At 67.9% G+C, this 16795-nt stretch carries 16 protein-coding genes; 13 read left to right on the forward strand and 3 right to left on the reverse strand.

What is annotated here, in order from left to right; translation table 11 throughout:
• Positions 1-52 precede the first annotated feature (52 nt).
• Positions 53-1477, forward strand: a complete 1425-nt coding sequence (locus LTH96_RS10550) for a CCA tRNA nucleotidyltransferase (RefSeq protein ID WP_241465689.1) — start codon at positions 53-55, stop codon at positions 1475-1477.
• Here LTH96_RS10550 and LTH96_RS10555 read toward each other — a convergent pair.
• Complete coding sequence (locus LTH96_RS10555) at positions 1463-2905, reverse strand: glycosyltransferase family 87 protein (protein ID WP_241465690.1); 1443 nt, start codon at positions 2903-2905, stop codon at positions 1463-1465. The genes LTH96_RS10550 and LTH96_RS10555 overlap by 15 nt on opposite strands.
• Positions 2906-3037: 132 nt before the next feature.
• Here LTH96_RS10555 and LTH96_RS10560 point away from each other — a divergent pair, with 132 nt between their 5' ends.
• On the forward strand, positions 3038-4123 hold the full coding sequence (locus tag LTH96_RS10560) for an inositol-3-phosphate synthase (RefSeq protein ID WP_241465691.1): 1086 nt from the start codon (positions 3038-3040) through the stop codon (positions 4121-4123).
• Positions 4124-4163: 40 nt separating this feature from the next.
• Here LTH96_RS10560 and LTH96_RS10565 read toward each other — a convergent pair whose 3' ends face one another.
• Complete coding sequence (locus tag LTH96_RS10565) at positions 4164-5030, reverse strand: potassium channel family protein (protein WP_241465692.1); 867 nt, start codon at positions 5028-5030, stop codon at positions 4164-4166.
• 137 nt (positions 5031-5167) lie between these two features.
• Between LTH96_RS10565 and LTH96_RS10570 the strand changes: the two genes are divergently transcribed.
• The 11 genes from LTH96_RS10570 (at position 5168) to LTH96_RS10620 (ending at position 15340) form a co-directional block, all read left to right on the forward strand.
• Positions 5168-6460, forward strand: a complete 1293-nt coding sequence (locus LTH96_RS10570) for a DUF418 domain-containing protein (protein ID WP_241465693.1) — start codon at positions 5168-5170, stop codon at positions 6458-6460.
• Positions 6461-6494: 34 nt separating this feature from the next.
• A complete protein-coding gene (locus LTH96_RS10575; protein ID WP_241465694.1) occupies positions 6495-7406 on the forward strand; it encodes an ABC transporter ATP-binding protein in 912 nt (303 codons plus the stop codon).
• Positions 7403-8305, forward strand: coding sequence for an ABC transporter permease (locus LTH96_RS10580; protein ID WP_241465695.1), 903 nt, complete (start codon positions 7403-7405; stop codon positions 8303-8305). Before LTH96_RS10575 ends, LTH96_RS10580 begins: the two co-directional genes overlap by 4 nt.
• Positions 8298-9719, forward strand: coding sequence for a sensor histidine kinase (locus LTH96_RS10585; RefSeq protein ID WP_241465696.1), 1422 nt, complete (start codon positions 8298-8300; stop codon positions 9717-9719). Before LTH96_RS10580 ends, LTH96_RS10585 begins: the two co-directional genes overlap by 8 nt.
• A 97-nt stretch (positions 9720-9816) precedes the next feature.
• The gene (locus LTH96_RS10590; RefSeq protein ID WP_241465791.1) at positions 9817-10623 is read left to right on the forward strand and encodes a response regulator transcription factor; all 807 of its coding nucleotides are present in this window, start codon (positions 9817-9819) and stop codon (positions 10621-10623) included.
• 48 nt (positions 10624-10671) lie between these two features.
• Positions 10672-11991, forward strand: coding sequence for a M18 family aminopeptidase (locus tag LTH96_RS10595; protein WP_241465697.1), 1320 nt, complete (start codon positions 10672-10674; stop codon positions 11989-11991).
• 212 nt (positions 11992-12203) lie between these two features.
• Positions 12204-12503 (forward strand): 30S ribosomal protein S6, encoded by a 300-nt coding sequence (gene rpsF, locus LTH96_RS10600; protein WP_241465698.1) that lies wholly within the window; start codon positions 12204-12206, stop codon positions 12501-12503.
• A 56-nt stretch (positions 12504-12559) separates the two neighbouring features.
• Positions 12560-13156 (forward strand): single-stranded DNA-binding protein, encoded by a 597-nt coding sequence (locus tag LTH96_RS10605; RefSeq protein ID WP_241465699.1) that lies wholly within the window; start codon positions 12560-12562, stop codon positions 13154-13156.
• A 114-nt stretch (positions 13157-13270) separates the two neighbouring features.
• Entirely contained in the window at positions 13271-13510 is a 240-nt protein-coding gene (rpsR, locus tag LTH96_RS10610) for a 30S ribosomal protein S18 (RefSeq protein ID WP_036475751.1), read from the forward strand.
• A gap of 33 nt (positions 13511-13543) precedes the next feature.
• Positions 13544-13996, forward strand: a complete 453-nt coding sequence (gene rplI / locus LTH96_RS10615; RefSeq protein ID WP_241465700.1) for a 50S ribosomal protein L9 — start codon at positions 13544-13546, stop codon at positions 13994-13996.
• Between the two features lie 222 nt (positions 13997-14218).
• Positions 14219-15340 carry an LLM class flavin-dependent oxidoreductase gene (locus LTH96_RS10620; RefSeq protein ID WP_241465701.1) on the forward strand — a complete coding sequence of 374 codons (1122 nt, stop codon included), beginning with the start codon at positions 14219-14221 and terminating at the stop codon, positions 15338-15340.
• A 59-nt stretch (positions 15341-15399) separates the two neighbouring features.
• Here the strand turns inward: LTH96_RS10620 and glsA are convergent, their stop codons facing one another.
• The gene (gene glsA / locus LTH96_RS10625) at positions 15400-16410 is read right to left on the reverse strand and encodes a glutaminase A (protein WP_241465702.1); all 1011 of its coding nucleotides are present in this window, start codon (positions 16408-16410) and stop codon (positions 15400-15402) included.
• Positions 16411-16795 lie beyond the last annotated feature (385 nt).

Genomic DNA, 16795 nt, shown 5'->3' on the forward strand with positions numbered 1-16795 from the left:
TGGCGCGGATGCGGGCTTCTGTCGGCGGGGCATATGGGACACTGTTTCCGCTATGCCTTACCTTCCCTCTGGATTCCCTGACGGCGCCTGGCTGCCCGACGTCGTCGTCGAACTCGGCGAACGCTTCGCCGCCCGCGGCTTCGAGCTGTCCCTGGTGGGCGGTCCCGTCCGGGACCTCTTCCTGGGCCGGACCTCCCCGGATCTCGACTTCACCACCGCCGCCACCCCGGATCAGATCATCGAGGCGGTCTCCGGCTGGGCCGAGGCGCACTGGGACATCGGCCGGGACTTCGGAACCATCGGCATCCGCAAGGGTGATGACACCATCGAGATCACCACCTACCGGGCCGAGGCCTACGACCCGGGCTCGCGCAAGCCGCAGGTCAACTTCGGCACCGACCTGGACGAGGACCTCGTCCGGCGCGACTTCACGGTCAACGCGATGGCGCTGAAGCTGCCCAGCTTCGAACTGGTGGACCCGCACGGCGGCGTCAAAGACCTGCATCTGAGGCTGCTGCGCACTCCCGCCACCCCGCAGGAGTCCTTCTCAGATGACCCGCTGCGGATGATGCGCGCGGCGCGCTTCGCCTCTCAGCTGCGCATGGAGGTCGCCCCTGAGGTGCGCGCGGCGATGACCGAGATGTCGCAGCGGCTGAGCATCGTCTCTGCGGAGCGGATCCGCGAGGAGCTGGTCAAGCTGATCTGCGGCGCGGACCCGCGCGCCGGGATCGACCTGCTGGTGGACTCCGGCCTGGCCGAGATCATGCTCCCCGAGGTGCCCGCGCTGAAGCTCACCGACGATGAGCACCACCGGCACAAGGACGTCTACCAGCACTCGCTGCAGGTGCTGGAGCAGGCCTGCGCGCTGGAGACCGGGACTGAAGGCCCGGTGCCCGGCCCGGACTTCGTGCTGCGCTTCGCGGCGCTGATGCACGACGTCGGCAAGGCCAAGACCCGGCGGTTCGAACCCGGTGGCGGGGTCAGCTTCCGCCATCACGACGTGGTCGGCGCCAAGCAGACCCGCCGTCGGATGCAGGAGCTGCGCTTCGACAAGGCCAGCATCGCCGCGGTGAGCCTGCTGGTGGAGCTGCACATGCGCTTCTACGGCTACGGCGATCAGGGGTGGAGCGACTCGGCGGTGCGCCGCTATGTCACCGACGCCGGAGACCAGCTGCAGCGGCTGCACCGGCTCACCCGATCGGACGTGACCACCAGGAACAAGAAGAAGGCCGCCCGGCTCGATCATGCCTATGACGATCTCGAAGAGCGGATCGCGCAGCTGGCCGAGCGTGAGCAGCTGGACCGGATCCGTCCGCACCTCGACGGGGAACAGATCATGGCCGTGCTGCAGATCCCGCCGGGCCCTGCGGTGGGCCGGGCGTACAAGTTCCTGCTCGAACACCGCATGGAGCACGGGCCGGTGGCCGAGGCGGAAGCCGTTGACATCCTGAAGGAGTGGGCCTCAGCGGAACTCTGAGGCCTGGGTCCGGGTCTGTGCCGAGGTCTGCGAGGTTCTCCCGGAGCGTGGGCCAAGCGGGACCCGCGCGGCACGTCGGACTGGGTCTCGGTCCGGGCGCAGGATGTCAAGCACCACCTGGGCCATCAGGTAGATCGTGGCGCCCATATGGCCCAGCACCGCAGCGATGTAGAGCGCGGTGTCGAAGGAATGCTGCGGATCGTGATCCCCCACGATGCCCGCCAGGTACATCCACACCGCCCAGAAGTGCAGCAGCTGGAATCCCTGCCAGACCAGCGCGTCCCGCCACCGCGGCGCCGCCAGGGCGATCAGCGGAATCAGCCAGACCATGAACTGCGGCGAATAGACCTTGTTGAGCAGCAGGAACGCCGCCACGATCAGGAACAGCAGCTGGACCATGCGAGGGGGATGCTTCGCCCGGAGTCCCAGCACCAGGATGCCCGCGCAGGCGGCGGCGAAGAGTCCCAGGGAGAATCCCGAGATCGTCTCGGGGCTCGGCCCGGAGCCCCCGCGGCCCTCCGCGATCAGCTGCCAGATGTGCCACGGGGAGGAATACCCTGCGCCGCGCTCGACCGAGAGCTCGAAGAACTGGGACCAGGTGGTGAAGCTGAGCACCATCGCGGGAACATTGAGCACCAGCCAGCTGGCCGCCGCGCCGGCGAGGGCGCGCAGGAAGACGTCGAACCCCAGCCCGGTGTCCCGGCGCAGCACCAGGATCAGCACGGCGCCCAGCATGAAGAGCGGGAAGAGCTTGAAGGAGACCCCGACGCCGATCATCACCCCGGCGCTGACCCAGGCCTCGCGGTGGAAGGCAAGGATCGCCAGGGCCAGCGCGGTCACCGCCCAGATGTCCCAGTTGATCCCGATGCCGAAGATGATCGCCGGGGAGAGCGCCACGATCGCGGCATCCCAGGGCCGTGCCCCGGCGGCCTTCATCACCACCAGCACCAGGACCAGCCACACCACGGCGGCGGCGGCAAAGCTGAGATCCCAATACAGCAGCGAGGCGCGGTCGGCGGACCAGCCCAGCGCCGCGGTCCCGTCCTGGGCGAGCAGGAAGCGCGTCGAGGCCGCCAGGACTGCGGCGACCAGACTGGTGAGCACCGGGTACTCGAAGTAGCCCGGGCCGACCAGGGGGCCCCATGGCGCATCGCTGAGGTCACGCTGGTGGAAGAGCGCACTGATGTCTGAGTAACAGCCCGCGTGGTAGACCTCCGCCCCGCCCCAGCCGTTGATCCGGCAGTACTGGCTGGTCAGCGCGGAGAGCAGAATCCCGAGCACGGTGAGGCCCAGCAGCACCTGGGCCGGAGAGTTCCGTGGGCGCAGCCGTGTCCCCGCGGGTCCGCCGAAGCGTTCCGAGAGGTGCCGCAGCAGCGGATCATCCCGGGTCGCAGCGACCGGGGGGCCGTCCTTCGGGGACTGGATCATCGGGTCCACGATAACCTCCGACCCAGACTGGCTATAGGCTTCTCGATCAGAGACACCGTCATGACTGAGATCACCTTCTAGCTGCCGGTGGGTCACGCCCACCGAGCTGCAAGACCCGCAAGGAGAAAACCTTTGGCAGAACAACCCATCCGAGTCGCCGTCGTCGGCGTCGGAAACTGTGCGGCATCACTTGTCCAAGGCGTGGAGTACTACAAGGACGCCCCCGATGATCAGCGGGTCCCCGGGCTGATGCATGTGCGCTTCGGGGAGTATCACGTGCGAGACGTCAGCTTCGTCGCGGCCTTCGACGTGGACGCGAAGAAGGTCGGACTGGACCTGGCGGAGGCGATCACCGCCTCGCAGAACAACACCATCACCATCGCCGAGGTCCCGGTCACGGGGGTCACCGTGCAGCGCGGTCCGACCCTGGACGGGCTGGGGAAGTATTACCGGGAGACCATCGAGGAGTCCGCCGCCGAGCCGGTGGACGTCGTGGCCGCTCTGAAGCAGGCCCAGGCCGACGTGCTGGTCTGCTATCTGCCCGTGGGCTCCGAGGACGCGGCCCGCTTCTACGCCCAGGCCGCGATCGACGCCGGGGTGGCCTTCGTCAACGCACTGCCGGTGTTCATCGCCGGCACCCCCGAATGGGCGCAGAGGTTCACCGACGCCGGGGTCCCGATCGTCGGTGACGACATCAAGTCTCAGATCGGTGCGACGATCACGCACCGCGAGCTGGCCCACCTGTTCGAGGACCGCGGGGTCCACCTGGACCGCACCTACCAGCTGAACGTTGGCGGAAACATGGACTTCAAGAACATGCTCGAACGCGACCGGCTGGAGTCCAAGAAGATCTCCAAGACGCAGGCGGTCACCTCCAACACCTCCGCGCCGCTGGCCGACCGTGATGTCCACATCGGGCCCAGCGACTACATCCAGTGGCTCGACGACCGGAAATGGGCCTTCATCCGCCTGGAGGGCCGGAACTTCGGCGACGCCCCGGTGTCCATCGAGCTCAAGCTGGAGGTCTGGGACTCGCCGAACTCCGCCGGGGTGATCATCGACGCGATCCGGGCGGCGAGGATCGGGCTGGACCGCGGGATCGGCGGACCGCTGCTCTCCGCCTCGAGCTACTTCATGAAGTCCCCGCCGGAGCAGTTCCATGACGACGTCGCCCACGAGAAGGTCGAAGCCTTCATCCGCGGCGAGATCGACCGCTAGGAACCTGTCAGCTCGTGTCCCGGCAGGCCTCCGACGGCGATCAGCGGCCGCTGGAGTGGTCTGCGGCATAGGCCGCGAAGATCTCATCCAGGTCCCTGCCGGGGACGAAGCTGGGACTCAGCGTGGAGCCCAGCTGGTCCAGCAGTGAGTCGAGCCGGGCTGCGCTGATCCGCACCTCGAGCGAGCCGCTGTCTGCCGCGGCTCGACTCAGCGCGAGGGCATAGGGCAGGTGCTGTGAGATCGACACGGCGGCCGAGTCGACCCGGAAGTAGTAGGTCTCGCTGTGCTGGGTGAGGTCCACACAGATCTGCGCGATCTGCTCCGAAAACCTGTCGAGCTCGGTCTGGACCGCAGAGGGGGCCAGCGCGGAGAGCTTCTCCAGAAATCCGGATTCTTCCAGCGCGTTAAGCATCAGTGCTGCCGTCCGGCGCCGGAGCAGCGGCGGATAGATCTGCATGAACCAGGTGAGCGCTCCGGTGAGCAGAGCGAATCCGGTGAGTCCCTGGATCGGAGCCACCAGCCGCAGCCACGGCTCCACGGCGACCACATCGCCGAATCCGAGCGTCGCCAGCGAGACCAGCGAGATGTAGAGCGCCTCGGCGAAGGTCGAGTAGTCGCCGGGGTTCACGCCATCGGCATAGAGGAGCCCGGCAGGGACATGCGGGTAGTAGATCAGCGCCCAGCCCACCCCTTGGATCAGCACCCACAGCATGATCACGGCGACCATCGTGCCCGGACCGAGCGCGCAGCTCAGTCGGCGTCTGGTCGCCCGGTCGATCTTCCATGTCGCGGAGAAGACCAGGCTGCTCAGCGGACCTGACCCGCGGGGGTGCAGAAGCTGGTGAAACATGTCCCAGAGGCCCACCAGGATCACGACGATTCCGGTGATGGTCAGTATGGTGCCCAAAGAAACTCCTGAGACTTGATGGTGTCTGGTGACCCTATAGCCCCACCTCCTCCTCCGGGCCTGCGTGCTCCACCAGAAGGATCGTGTCCAGCGGATTCAGGTGGGGCGATACGCGCAGGTCCCGGTATTTTGGGGGGATGGAGAGACTTCACGCCGTCGACGCGCTGCGCGCCCTGGCCCTGCTGGGGATCCTGTCCGTCAACATCTGGTATTTCGCCTTTCCGGAGAACCTCACCGGCGGCGGGCGTTCCGCCGGGCTGACCGAGGGCGCCACCGGAGCGGACGCAGGGGCGCTCGCCGGTGCTGACCAGTGGGTGGCCTTCGCCGCCACGGCGATCTTCGAGGGCAAGTCCTATGTGATCTTCTCCTTCCTCTTCGGACTCTCCTTCGTGCTGCAGTGGAGCGCCGCGCATCGCGCCGGAGTCAGCGAGGTCTCCCGCTCGCAGCGCCGCTTCACCGCACTGGCGATCCTCGGGGTGCTGCACGGGATCTTCCTCTTCGTCGGCGACATCCTGCTGGCCTATGCCGTGCTCGGCTTCGCGCTGCTGGGCATGCGCAGGATCAGCACCCGCGCGGCGGTGCTGCTCGCCGCCGCGCTCTGGGCCGTGGTGGCGCTGGCGATCCTCGGCCTGGGCGCGCTGACCTGGTGGCTGGAGTCTTCCCCGATGATGGACGCCGCCGCGATGAGCCCCGAGGCGATGGAGAGCTCCGGACTGATCCTGGCCGGCGAGGAGGCCCGCGGGGCCTATGCCGGCGGGCTGGGCAGCTACCTGGCCTTCCAGCTCAGCGCCTACGCGCTGGTGGCGCCCTCGATGCTCCTGGTGCAGGGACCGATCGCCTTCGCCGCGTTCCTGCTCGGACTGGTGATCGGACGGGCCCGGATGCTCGAACGCATCATCGCCGGAGAGATCACGACGACGCGGCTCGTCTCGATCATGCTGCCCGCTCTCGTGGTGGGAGGTGCGCTCAGCGTGACCGCCGCCTGGATGGTCTGGGGCGGGGACGCGAGCGCCGACGGACTGGGCACCGACACCCTCAGCGCCGGGCTGATCTTCCTCGCCGGACCGATACAGGCCACCGGCTATGTGCTCGCGGCGCTGCTGATCCTGCGCCACCGGGCATTCGGCTGGCTGGTGCGCGTGCTGGCCCCGGCCGGGCGAATGTCGCTGAGCAACTACCTGGGCCAGTCCCTGGTGCTGGCGCTGCTCTTCTCCGCGCTGGGCTCGCCGTTGGGCCTGGGACTGGCCGGAGAGCTGAGCGCGAGCCAGGTGGGCGCCGTCGTCGTCGTGCTCTGGCTGGGACAGCTCGGGCTCTCGCACCTGTGGCTGCGATTCTTCGACCGCGGACCCGTAGAAGCTCCGCTGCGCGCCTGGACCTACGCCGTCACACCGTTTCCCGTGAAACCGGCGCAGAGTCATCCTTCAGCCTGATGCGCCCCGCACCGCGCGGACCTAGCGTGGAGGCATGATCACAGCCAGCGGACTGAGCAAGACCTACGGTGAGCGAACCGCGGTGGACGGGATCAGCTTCGCGCTGGAGCCGGGCCGGGTCACCGGCTTCCTGGGTCCCAACGGGGCCGGGAAGTCCACCACCATGCGGCTGGCCATGGGGCTGGACCGCCCCAGCGCCGGGCAGATCACGATCAACGGCAGACCCTTCGCCGAACACCGCTCACCGCTGCGCGAGGTCGGGGCGGTGCTCGACGCCCGAGCGAGCCATCCGGGGTGGACCGGGGAGCAGCAGCTGCGCATCCTGGCCGCCACCCACGCCATCCCGAAGACCCGGGTCCAGGAGGTCATCGAGATGACCGGGCTCAGCTCCGTGGCCTCCCGGCGGATCAAGAGCTACTCCCTGGGGATGAGTCAGCGGCTCGGCATCGCCGCGGCGATGCTGGGAGACCCCGGGGTGCTGATCTTCGACGAGCCCATCAACGGTCTGGACCCCGAAGGTGTGCGCTGGGTCCGCCAGCTGGTCCGCCGACTCGCCGCCCAGGGCCGGACCGTGTTCATCTCCTCGCACCTGATGTCAGAGATGGCACTGACCGCTGATCACCTCATCGTGCTCGGGCAGGGGCGGATCATCGCCGATCAGCCGCTGGGGGACTTCATCGACGCCACCGGGGAGACCCGGGTGCTGGTGCGCACCGAGGACTCCCAGGCGCTCATGGCCGCCCTGGCCGGAGCCGGCATCACACTGATCTCCCAGGATGCCGAGACCTTCGAGGTGCGCGGCATGGATGCCCGAAGCATCGGCCGTCGGGCGCTGGAGCTGGGCGTGGTGCTCCACGAGCTGGCCCCGCTGCATTCCTCCCTGGAAGAGTCCTATCTCAAGCTGACCGGGGACTACGTCGAACACCGTTCCGGAGGACTCAGATGAACCCCAACACCTCCCGCGCCCCGGGAAGCACCGACCCCGCCACCGAGGACCTTCCGGCTGCAGACGCCGCAGCCGCGGCGCTCGGCTCCGCCGAGGTGAGCTTCTCCCGGGCGCTGCGCGCGGAATGGCTGAAGCTGACCAGCCTGCGGCTGAACTGGTGGCTCTGCCTGGCCGCCTTCGGGCTGATGATCATCACGCTGATCGCCACCGTCTTCAGCACCCGCTACCTGCTCTCCGATCCCTCGCTCCAGGGCGCCGGTGCCCAGCTGACCGGACTCGGCCTCTTCGAGAACGCCTTCTCCAGCTTCACCCTGGTCACCCTGCTGATGGGTGCGCTCGCCGCAGTCGCGATCACCACCGAGCACGCCTCGGGCTCGATCCGGTCCTCGCTGGCCGCAGTGCCGAACCGCACCATGTTCTTCACCGCCAAGCTGCTCGCGGTCTGCGGCTTCATCGCCGCGATCACCGCCGCGCTGATGGCGCTGTGCGTCCTGGTCCTGCTGCCGCTCGCCGGCTTCCATGACGTGATGCCCCCGCTGCTGGAGCCCGAGCTCTGGTGGATGGTGCTCAGCCACTGGGCGGTGGTGATCATCATCGCCTCGATCGGGTTCGGTCTCGGCGCGCTGCTGCGCAGCACCGCCGGGGCGGTGGTCGGCTACTGCCTGCTGCTGTTCAGCGGACCGATCATGCTGGGTCTGCTGCTGGCGCTCACGGACGGTGCCCGCTGGGTCGAGGAGCTGATGCGCTTCGAGATCTTCGCGCTGCAGCGTCAGTTCATCGCCGGCAGCGCCTCGATGGCCACAGACCTGTCGGTGCCCCTGGCCGGCACGCTGCTGCTGGTCTGGGCCGGCGTGGTCCTGATCCCGGGATGGCTGCTGTTCACCCGACGTGATGCCTGAGCCCGGGGTCGCCCGGCTCGGTAGAGTCGATGCCGTGATCACCCCGGCGCTGTCTGAATCCCCCGCAGGGCAGTCGATGCCGCCTGGCTTCGAGGAGCTCGCCATCGTCCGCCGGCGCGGCCTGCGCGGATGGTTCCGGCGGCATCCGAAGTGGATGAACGCGGTGGTCGTCGGTGTCTATGTGTTGCTGACCCTGTGGGTCTACCCCTACGCGTTCTACGATCTGGGCAGCGGCGCGCTGTGGCTGCTGAGCGGCTACGTCGTCATCGCGGCGGCCCTGTGCTTCCGCCGCTCCCGCCCGCTCACCGTGCTCGCGGTCGTCGCCGGGGCCGAGGCGGCGCTGCTGCTCTTCTACCCCTGGCAGGGCGTGCAGATGTTGGGACTGTGCTTCGCCGCCTACGCCGTGGCGCTCCAGCGCGGGCTGCTGGTGGGGTTGATCACCGGGCTTCCCGCCACCGTGCTGGGCTATCTGTCGTTTCTGCGCATCGACATCTGGACCTCCAGCCACGGGCCCAGCTGGTGGATGGAGAACTACTACCATCCGATGGGACTCAGCGAGTTCGAGTCGCTGAGCATCTTGGCGGTCACGATGTTCTTCAGCGTCGGAAGCTCCGCCGGCATCGGCGCGGCCGTGCGCCGCGGCCGCAGCCACGAGCAGGAGGTCCTGGAGTGGGCCCGACGCAGCCAGCAGCTGGCCCAGGTGGCCGAGCGCAATCGGATCGCCCGGGAGATGCATGACGTGATCGCCCATTCCCTCTCGGTGATGATCTCCCTGGCCGATGGTGCCCGGATCGTGGCGCGCAAGGATCCGCACCGCGCCGGAGAGGTCCTGGAGGAGCTCTCCGGGACCGGCCGCACCGCGCTGGGGGACATGCGTCGGGTGATCGGGGTGCTGCGAGAGGGTCAGGACGTCGGGGCCGCCCGGCGCCCGATCGGAGAATCGCTGGAGGACCTCTACGAGAACTTCCGCCAGGCGGGCCTTCCGCTGACCGTGAGCCTCACCGGACCCTCCCTGCCCGAGGACGCCGGCTTCGGCCTCACCGTGCACCGGATCATCCAGGAATCGCTGACCAATGTGCTGCGCTATGGCCGCCAGGTCACCGAGGTGTCGGTGCAGATCGAGCACCGCCCCGGCCCGGATCCGGAAGAGGCTCGGCGGCTGCGCGGCGAGGGACTCAGCGCCGCGGACCAGGCCGCGCTGGGGATGCCGGCCGCCGGGCAGGTGGTGCTCACGATCACCGATGACGGAGTGCACCCCACCCATGGGGAGCGCCGCGAATCGGTGGGCAGCGGGCAGGGAATCCACGGCATGGAGGAGCGCGCCGGCTTCTACAACGGCTCGGTCTACGCAGGCCCGGCAGCGCGCCGGGGCTGGATGGTGCGCGCGGTGCTGGAACCGCCGCAGAAGGGATGACCAGGTGAGAAACATCGACGACGACGACGCCGCACGCCCACCGCGCACCGAGGCCGCACCGCCCGAGGCGGAGCCCAGGACGGGTCCGCTGAAGGTGATGCTGGTCGATGACCAGCACCTGCTGAGGATGGGCTTCCGGCTGATCCTCGAGGGCGAGGAGGAGTTGGAGGTCGTGGCCGAGGCCGCGGACGGGCTCGAGGCGCTGCAGGTGCTGCAGGCGCTCACCCCGGCGCAACGTCCAGACGTGGTGCTCATGGACGTGCGGATGCCCCGGATGGACGGCATCGAGGCCACCACGAAGGTGGTCGCGCAGTTCCCGCAGACCCGGGTGATCATCCTGACCACCTTCGACCTGGACGAGTACGCCTTCTCCGGGCTTCAGGCCGGCGCCAGTGCCTTCCTGCTCAAGGACGTCACCCCGGAGGACCTGGTCCACGCCGTACGGGTGGTGGCAGAGGGCGACGCGGTGGTGGCCCCGCGGATCACCCAGCGGCTGCTGGAGGTCTATCTGCGCGGCGGGGCCCCGACCGAACCTGCAGCACCGGAGCGCCCCGGCGCCGGGGCGGCTCGCGGAGCGCGCGGCGGTGCCCGGACTGCCCGGACTGCCCGGACTTCCGGGACTGTCGGGGCTGCCGGGGCTGCCGTCAGGCCCCTGCCCGATGGGCGAGCGATCGCTGAGGCGATGGATGACGGAATCCCGCGTGAGCCGCTGACCCAGCGTGAGACCGAAATGCTCTTCGCCGTCGCGGAGGGCCTCTCCAACGCTGAGATCGCGGCGAAGTTCTTCCTCTCCGAGGCCACGGTCAAGACCCACGTGCGCCGGATCCTGACCAAGCTGCAGCTCCGAGACCGGGTGCAGGCAGTGGTCTATGTGTTCCAGACCGGACTCCTCGGGCCGCTCTAGTGCCGCTCCGGCTCCGCGGAGTCGGGGCCGCTGATTAGGATGGCGGGCATGACAGCACAAGAGCTCATCGAAGATCTGGCCGCCTACGTGAGCGCCTCGCCCTCGTCGTATCACGCGGCGGCCGTGGCGGCGCAGCGCCTGGTCAGCGCCGGATTCACGCAGCTGGGCGAGCATCAGGACTGGCCCACCGAGCCGGGTCGCCATGTGGTGGTCCGTGACGGCGCCGTGCTGGCCTGGGTGGTGCCCACCGGCGCCGCACCCACCACCCCGCTGCGGATCCTCGGTGCGCACACCGATTCCCCCGGGTTCAAGCTCAAGCCCAAGTCCACGCTGATCAGCAATGGCTGGCTGCAGGCCGGCGTCGAGGTCTACGGCGGACCGCTGCTGAACTCCTGGCTGGACCGTGAGCTTTGCCTGGCCGGGCGCCTGGTCACCCGTGACGGGGCCACTCACCTGGCGGCCACCGGCCCGGTCGCCCGGATCCCGCAGCTGGCCATCCACCTGGACCGTCAGGTCAACGAGGGGCTGAAGCTGGGCAAGCAGGCGCACACCAGCCCGATCCTGGGGCTCGCCGGCTCCACCGAGCAGGCCGCGGCCGCCGACGTGCTGGCCCTGCTGGCGGAGTCCGCCGGGGTGGACCCCGCCCAGGTGGACGGCTACGACGTGGTGCTCGCCGACGCCCAGGCGCCGGCGACCTTCGGTGCGGCACAGGAGTTCCTCGCCTCGAGCCGACTCGACAACCTCTCCTCGGTCCACGCCGGGCTCAGCGCCCTGATCGGGACCGCCGAGGAGGCCGAGACCGGTGCGGTCATTCCGATGCTCGCCGCCTTCGACCACGAGGAGCTGGGCTCGGCGTCGCGCTCCGGTGCGGCCGGGCCGTTCCTGGAAGAGGTGCTGGGCCGGATCTATGAGGGGCTCGGCCGTGCGGCGGGCCAGCCCGGCGCCACCGCCACCCAGCGGGCGCAGGCGCTGAGCGCCTCCTGGCATCTCTCCAGCGACGCCGGACACGCGGTGCACCCGAACTACTCCGAACGCCATGACCCGGCGAACCGCCCGCTGCCCAACGGCGGTCCGCTGCTGAAGATCAACGCCAACCAGCGCTACACCACCGACGCCCCGGGGGCGGCGATGTGGGCCCAGGTCTGCCGCGCCGCGGGCGTCCCCACCCAGGAGTTCGTCTCCAACAACGACCTCCCCTGCGGCTCCACCATCGGCCCGATCACCGCCACCCGGCTGGGGATCCGCACCGTCGACGTCGGGATCGCGCTGCTCTCGATGCACTCGGCCCGGGAGATGTGCGGGGTCGAGGACGTCGAGCATCTGCGGGACGCGGTGGCGAGCTTCTTCACCACCGAGCTGAACAGCTGAGCTCGCCCTCGACCCCACACGCGATCTCCACAGCTGAACAGGCCCGTTCGTCACGCTGGCGCAAAGCCGGTATCATGATGCAGGTTGTCTGACCTGGTTTCATCCTGCCCTCATGCCGAGGGTCGGACGGACGGGCTCAGATGCAGATGCAGATAGACCCTCCTGTTACGGAAATCCCGTGACCGCAAGGCCAAAGGAGGTGGGTTAACACAATGCGTCACTATGAACTGATGGTGCTCGTCGACCCCGAGGTTGACGAGCGCACCGTGGAACCGACTCTCGGCAAGTACATGGAGGTCGTCAAGAAGGACGGCGGCACCGTGGACAACGTCGATGTCTGGGGCCGTCGCCGCCTGGCTTATGAGATTCAGAAGAAGACGGAAGCGGTCTACGCCGTCGTCAACTTCCACTCGACTCCCGACGCCGCCGCCGAGCTCGACCGACTGCTGCGCCTGAACGAGACGATCATGCGCACCAAGATCACCCGCCCCGAGGAACAGAAGATCGAATAATCCTCCAGGTGGTCCATCCACCTGTCAGGGCGAACCAGCAACCAAGGAGCACTTCCATGGCCGGCGAGACCATCATCACCGTTGTAGGCAACCTGACGGCAGATCCAGAGCTCCGCTTCACCCCTTCGGGTGCCGCGGTCTCCAACTTTGCCATCGCGTCTACGCCGCGGTTCTTCGACCGTCAAGCAAACGAGTGGAAGGACGGAGAGACTCTCTTCGTCCGCTGTTCCCTGTGGCGTGAAGCCGCAGAGAACGCCGCTGAGTCACTCACCAAGGGCACCCGCGTGATCGCGCAGGGCCGCCTGAAGGCTCGGTCGTTCCAGACCAAGGAGGGGGAGAACCGCACCTCCTGGGAGCTCGACGTCGATGAGATCGGTCCCTCGCTGCGCTTTGCGACTGCCAGCGTCCAGCGTTCGAGCGGCGGCCAAGGCGGCCGTCCGAGCGGCGGAGGCGGCTTCGGCGGAGGCAACACCGGCGGCAACGCCGGCGCGGCCTCCGGCGGCGGCTTCGGTGGAGGAGGCTCCGGCGGCGGCGCGTCATCCGGCGGCTCCGGCGGGTGGAGCAACGACTCCGCTCCGCAGGATCCGTGGGGCGGCCAGCCCTCCGGCGGCGGAAGCTGGGGCACCCCTGACAACAACGAGCCACCGTTCTGAGCCTGAGAAGCGCCACGCGCTCCTCAAGCCCGCGAACAGCGGCTTGAACTCACACACTATTCACCATCCCGCATCCCACAGGTGCGGGCTCCGAGAATGAAAAGGAGCACCACGATGGCAAAGGCTGAACTCAAGAAGCCAAAGCCCAAGGCGAACCCGCTGAAGGCTGCTGACATCACGGTCATCGACTACAAGGACACCGCTCTGCTGCGGAAGTTCATTTCCGACCGAGGCAAGATCCGCGCACGCCGGGTGACCGGCGTGACTGTCCAGGAGCAGCGAAAGATCGCCCAGGCGATCAAGAACGCTCGCGAAGTCGCACTGCTGCCGTACGCCGGCGCAGGCCGCGGCTGATCCAGGACTGACTGGGAAGGAAAGGAACAACCCATGGCAAAGCTCATCCTGACTCAGGAAGTGACCGGTCTCGGCGCCTCCGGAGATGTGGTCGACGTCAAAAGCGGCTACGCACGCAACTATCTGTTGCCGCGTGGCTTCGCAATGGCCTGGACCAAGGGCGGCGAAAAGGATGTGGAGCGCCTGCGCTCCGCTCGCAAGGCTCGCGAGATCGCAACGGTCGAGGAAGCACAGGCAGTGGCCACCAAGCTGCAGTCTGCCCCCGTGAAGATCACCGTGAAGACCGGCGACTCCGGTCGCCTGTTCGGAACCGTCGGTTCCGCACAGATCGCCGATGCAGTCGAGGCCTCCGGCCTGGGCTCCATCGACAAGCGCACCGTCGAGATCCCCGCACGCATCAAGGCAGTCGGCAACTACAAGGCGACTGTCCGCCTGCACGCTGATGTCTCAGCGACCCTCGACCTTCAGGTCGTCGGCTCGAAGTAAGCAGCACGCAGCACCCCAGCCGTTCGCGGCTGAGACCTGAGAAAGCCTCGGACTCCTTCAGGAGGCCGGGGCTTTCTCGCGCCGCGGGCGCATTCTCCGAAGGTTGGCGGGCCTCCGGAGCGGGGAATGCCGAATGGCGGGTGCCGGTTATGGTTGATGTCGTACAAATTTCAATCAGTGGCCGGCACGGCAGGGTCACCCAGGACGGCGCAGGGAGCAGCCATGCAGTTCGGCGTATTCAGCATCGGCGACATGACACCGGATCCGACCACCGGTCGGGTCCCCACCGAGCACGAGCGCATCAACTCGCTGGTGGCCATCGCCAGACGCGCCGAAGACGTCGGACTCGACGTCTTCGCGGTCGGCCAGCACCACAACCCGCCCTTCGTGGCGCCGGCCAACCCGCCGATCCTCATGGCCTACCTGGCGGCGCAGACGCACCGGATCCAGCTCTCCACGGCGACCACGCTGATCACCACCACCGATCCGGTGCGCATCGCCGAGGACTACGCCTTTGCCCAGCATCTTGCCCAGGGGCGGGTCGACCTGACCCTGGGACGTGGGAACACCGGCCCGGTCTACCCCTGGTTCGGCAAGGACATCCGCGCAGGGATCCCGCTGGCGGTGGAGAACTACGCGCTGCTGCACCGGCTCTGGCGTGAGACCGAGGTCGACTTCTCCGGGCGCTTCCGCACTCCGCTGCAGGGATTCACCTCCACGCCGCGTCCCCTCGACGACATCCCGCCCTTCGTCTGGCACGGGTCCATCCGATCCCCGGAGATCGCGGAGCAGGCGGCATACTACGGGGACGGCTTCTTCCACAACAACATCTTCTGGAACAAGGAGCACACCGGGCGGATGATCGACCTCTACCGCTCCCGCTACGCGCACTACGGCCACGGGCCCGCCGAGCAGGCCATCGTGGGACTCGGCGGTCAGGTCTTCATGCGCCGGAACTCCCAGGATGCGATCCGCGAGTTCCGGCCCTACTTCGACCGGGCGCCGGTCTACGGCGGCGGTTCCTCGCTGGAGGACTTCAGCGCGCAGACCCCGCTGACCGTGGGCACCCCCGACCAGGTCATCGAGCGCACGCTGAGCTTCCGCGACTACGCCGGGGACTATCAGCGTCAGCTCTTCCTCATCGACCACGCCGGTCTGCCGCTGAAGACCGTGCTGGAGCAGATCGACCTGCTGGGGGAGGAGGTCGTCCCGGTCCTGCGACGAGAGGTGGCCGCCCGCGCCCCGCAGAGCACCCCTGAGGCGCCTACGCACGCGGTGCTGGCCCGACGGCGCGCTGAAGGCCGAGACCCCGTCCCAGGAGGCGGCAGAGGGGCCGCCGCCTGACCCTGGGCCGAGCCCGAGAACTCGGGGTGGCCGGCGGCGGCTGAGCCTGAAGATTCAGCTCAGCTGCGGCGTTCCAGTTCCTCGATGACGTTGATCCGCTCATTGCTCATCAGATGCAGCGAGAGCTCGTTGGAGAGGTGCTGGAACATCGCCACGCCCTGGACGCTGCTGCCCTCGTCATTGAGCCGCGGCGCGAAGGAGGCGATCCCGACCTGGCCGGGGAGCACCCCGATGATGCCGCCGGAGATCCCTGACTTCGCCGGAATGCCGATCTGGGTCAGCCAGCGTCCCGAAGCGTCGTACATGCCGCAGGTCGCCATGATCCCCAAGGTGGTGCGGGCAGATTCGGCCGAGACCACGCGCTGACCGTTCTCCGGGTTGATTCCGTTGTTCGCCAGCGTGGCGGCCATCCGGGCGATGTCCTTGACGTTGACCAGGATCGAGCACTGGTCGATGTATCCGCGGACGGCTTCATCGGGCTCGGTGTCCAGCGAGCCGTGGGACTTCAGCATGTGGGCGATCGCCATATTGCGGTATGCCGTGGAGTACTCCTCCTCCGCCGCGTCCCAGTCGATCTCGAGTGCGCGTCCGGCGAAGGCCGACATGCCGTCGAGGATCCGGGTGGTCCGGCTGCGCACCTCTGAGGTGCGCGACGCGCTGTCCCGGCCACCGGGATGCTCCTCATGGCTGGTGTGGTCCACCAGGTGGTGCGTCGCGATGGCCCCGGCGTTGATCATCGGATTCAGCGGGCGCCCGGTGCCGCCTTCGAGGGAGAGCTCGTTGAAGGCCTCCCCGGAGGGCTCCATGCCGACCATCTCGCGTACCCGGTCCAGGCCGATGTCATCCAGCGCGAGGGCATAGACGAAGGGTTTGGAGATCGACTGGATGGTGAACAGGTGCTCGTCGTCGCCGGCGGAGCATTCCTGGCCGTCTGCGGTCGCCAGGGCCAGCGCCTGCAGGTTCTCATCGGCGTCGCGCAGCCGGGGGATATAGGCGGCAAGCTTGCCGCTGACATCCGCACTGGACTCCTTGAGGACCTCGCGGAGGTACGTGTTGATCGATTCTTGCACCGGGTGGCTCCTCGGGGGTTGGTCTCCCCACGCTACCCGCTGGGAGCTGGGGATCTGCTGGACGGGTTCTCACCAGGGTGTGGACAACTTGTGGAAAACAGGGCGACGGAGGGGCCATACACCTAACGGCGGGGTTACGGCAAGGCGACGGAATGGTGGAAAAACTGGTATCTCTATTCCTGCGTGCACAGGTGAGTTGCTACAAAACTGCACCTCAGTGGAGATATCTACGGGTTATCCAACTGTTATCCACAGCTTCCTGCACATGTTGTGCACAAGACACGCCGCATAGTCCACATTTACTCCACAGGCAACAGCATTTCGCTCTATTGCCCCTGCCGGGCTCGGGACCTAAAGTGTGGAAAGTCCCTCGGACGTGAATATT

This window comes from Nesterenkonia sp. LB17, from assembly GCF_022565915.1.
In the GTDB taxonomy this organism is placed as follows: Bacteria; Actinomycetota; Actinomycetes; order Actinomycetales; family Micrococcaceae; genus Nesterenkonia.

Coding starts and splice junctions, on each gene's coding strand:
- LTH96_RS10605 (WP_241465699.1), top strand. CDS start 12,560: ATGGCCGGCGAGACCATCATCACCGTTGTAGGCAACCTGACGGCAGAT.
- LTH96_RS10555 (WP_241465690.1), bottom strand. CDS start 2,905: ATGATCCAGTCCCCGAAGGACGGCCCCCCGGTCGCTGCGACCCGGGAT.
- rplI (WP_241465700.1), top strand. CDS start 13,544: ATGGCAAAGCTCATCCTGACTCAGGAAGTGACCGGTCTCGGCGCCTCC.
- LTH96_RS10550 (WP_241465689.1), top strand. CDS start 53: ATGCCTTACCTTCCCTCTGGATTCCCTGACGGCGCCTGGCTGCCCGAC.
- LTH96_RS10580 (WP_241465695.1), top strand. CDS start 7,403: ATGAACCCCAACACCTCCCGCGCCCCGGGAAGCACCGACCCCGCCACC.
- LTH96_RS10595 (WP_241465697.1), top strand. CDS start 10,672: ATGACAGCACAAGAGCTCATCGAAGATCTGGCCGCCTACGTGAGCGCC.
- rpsF (WP_241465698.1), top strand. CDS start 12,204: ATGCGTCACTATGAACTGATGGTGCTCGTCGACCCCGAGGTTGACGAG.
- LTH96_RS10570 (WP_241465693.1), top strand. CDS start 5,168: ATGGAGAGACTTCACGCCGTCGACGCGCTGCGCGCCCTGGCCCTGCTG.
- LTH96_RS10575 (WP_241465694.1), top strand. CDS start 6,495: ATGATCACAGCCAGCGGACTGAGCAAGACCTACGGTGAGCGAACCGCG.
- LTH96_RS10620 (WP_241465701.1), top strand. CDS start 14,219: ATGCAGTTCGGCGTATTCAGCATCGGCGACATGACACCGGATCCGACC.
- LTH96_RS10585 (WP_241465696.1), top strand. CDS start 8,298: ATGCCTGAGCCCGGGGTCGCCCGGCTCGGTAGAGTCGATGCCGTGATC.
- rpsR (WP_036475751.1), top strand. CDS start 13,271: ATGGCAAAGGCTGAACTCAAGAAGCCAAAGCCCAAGGCGAACCCGCTG.
- LTH96_RS10590 (WP_241465791.1), top strand. CDS start 9,817: ATGCTGGTCGATGACCAGCACCTGCTGAGGATGGGCTTCCGGCTGATC.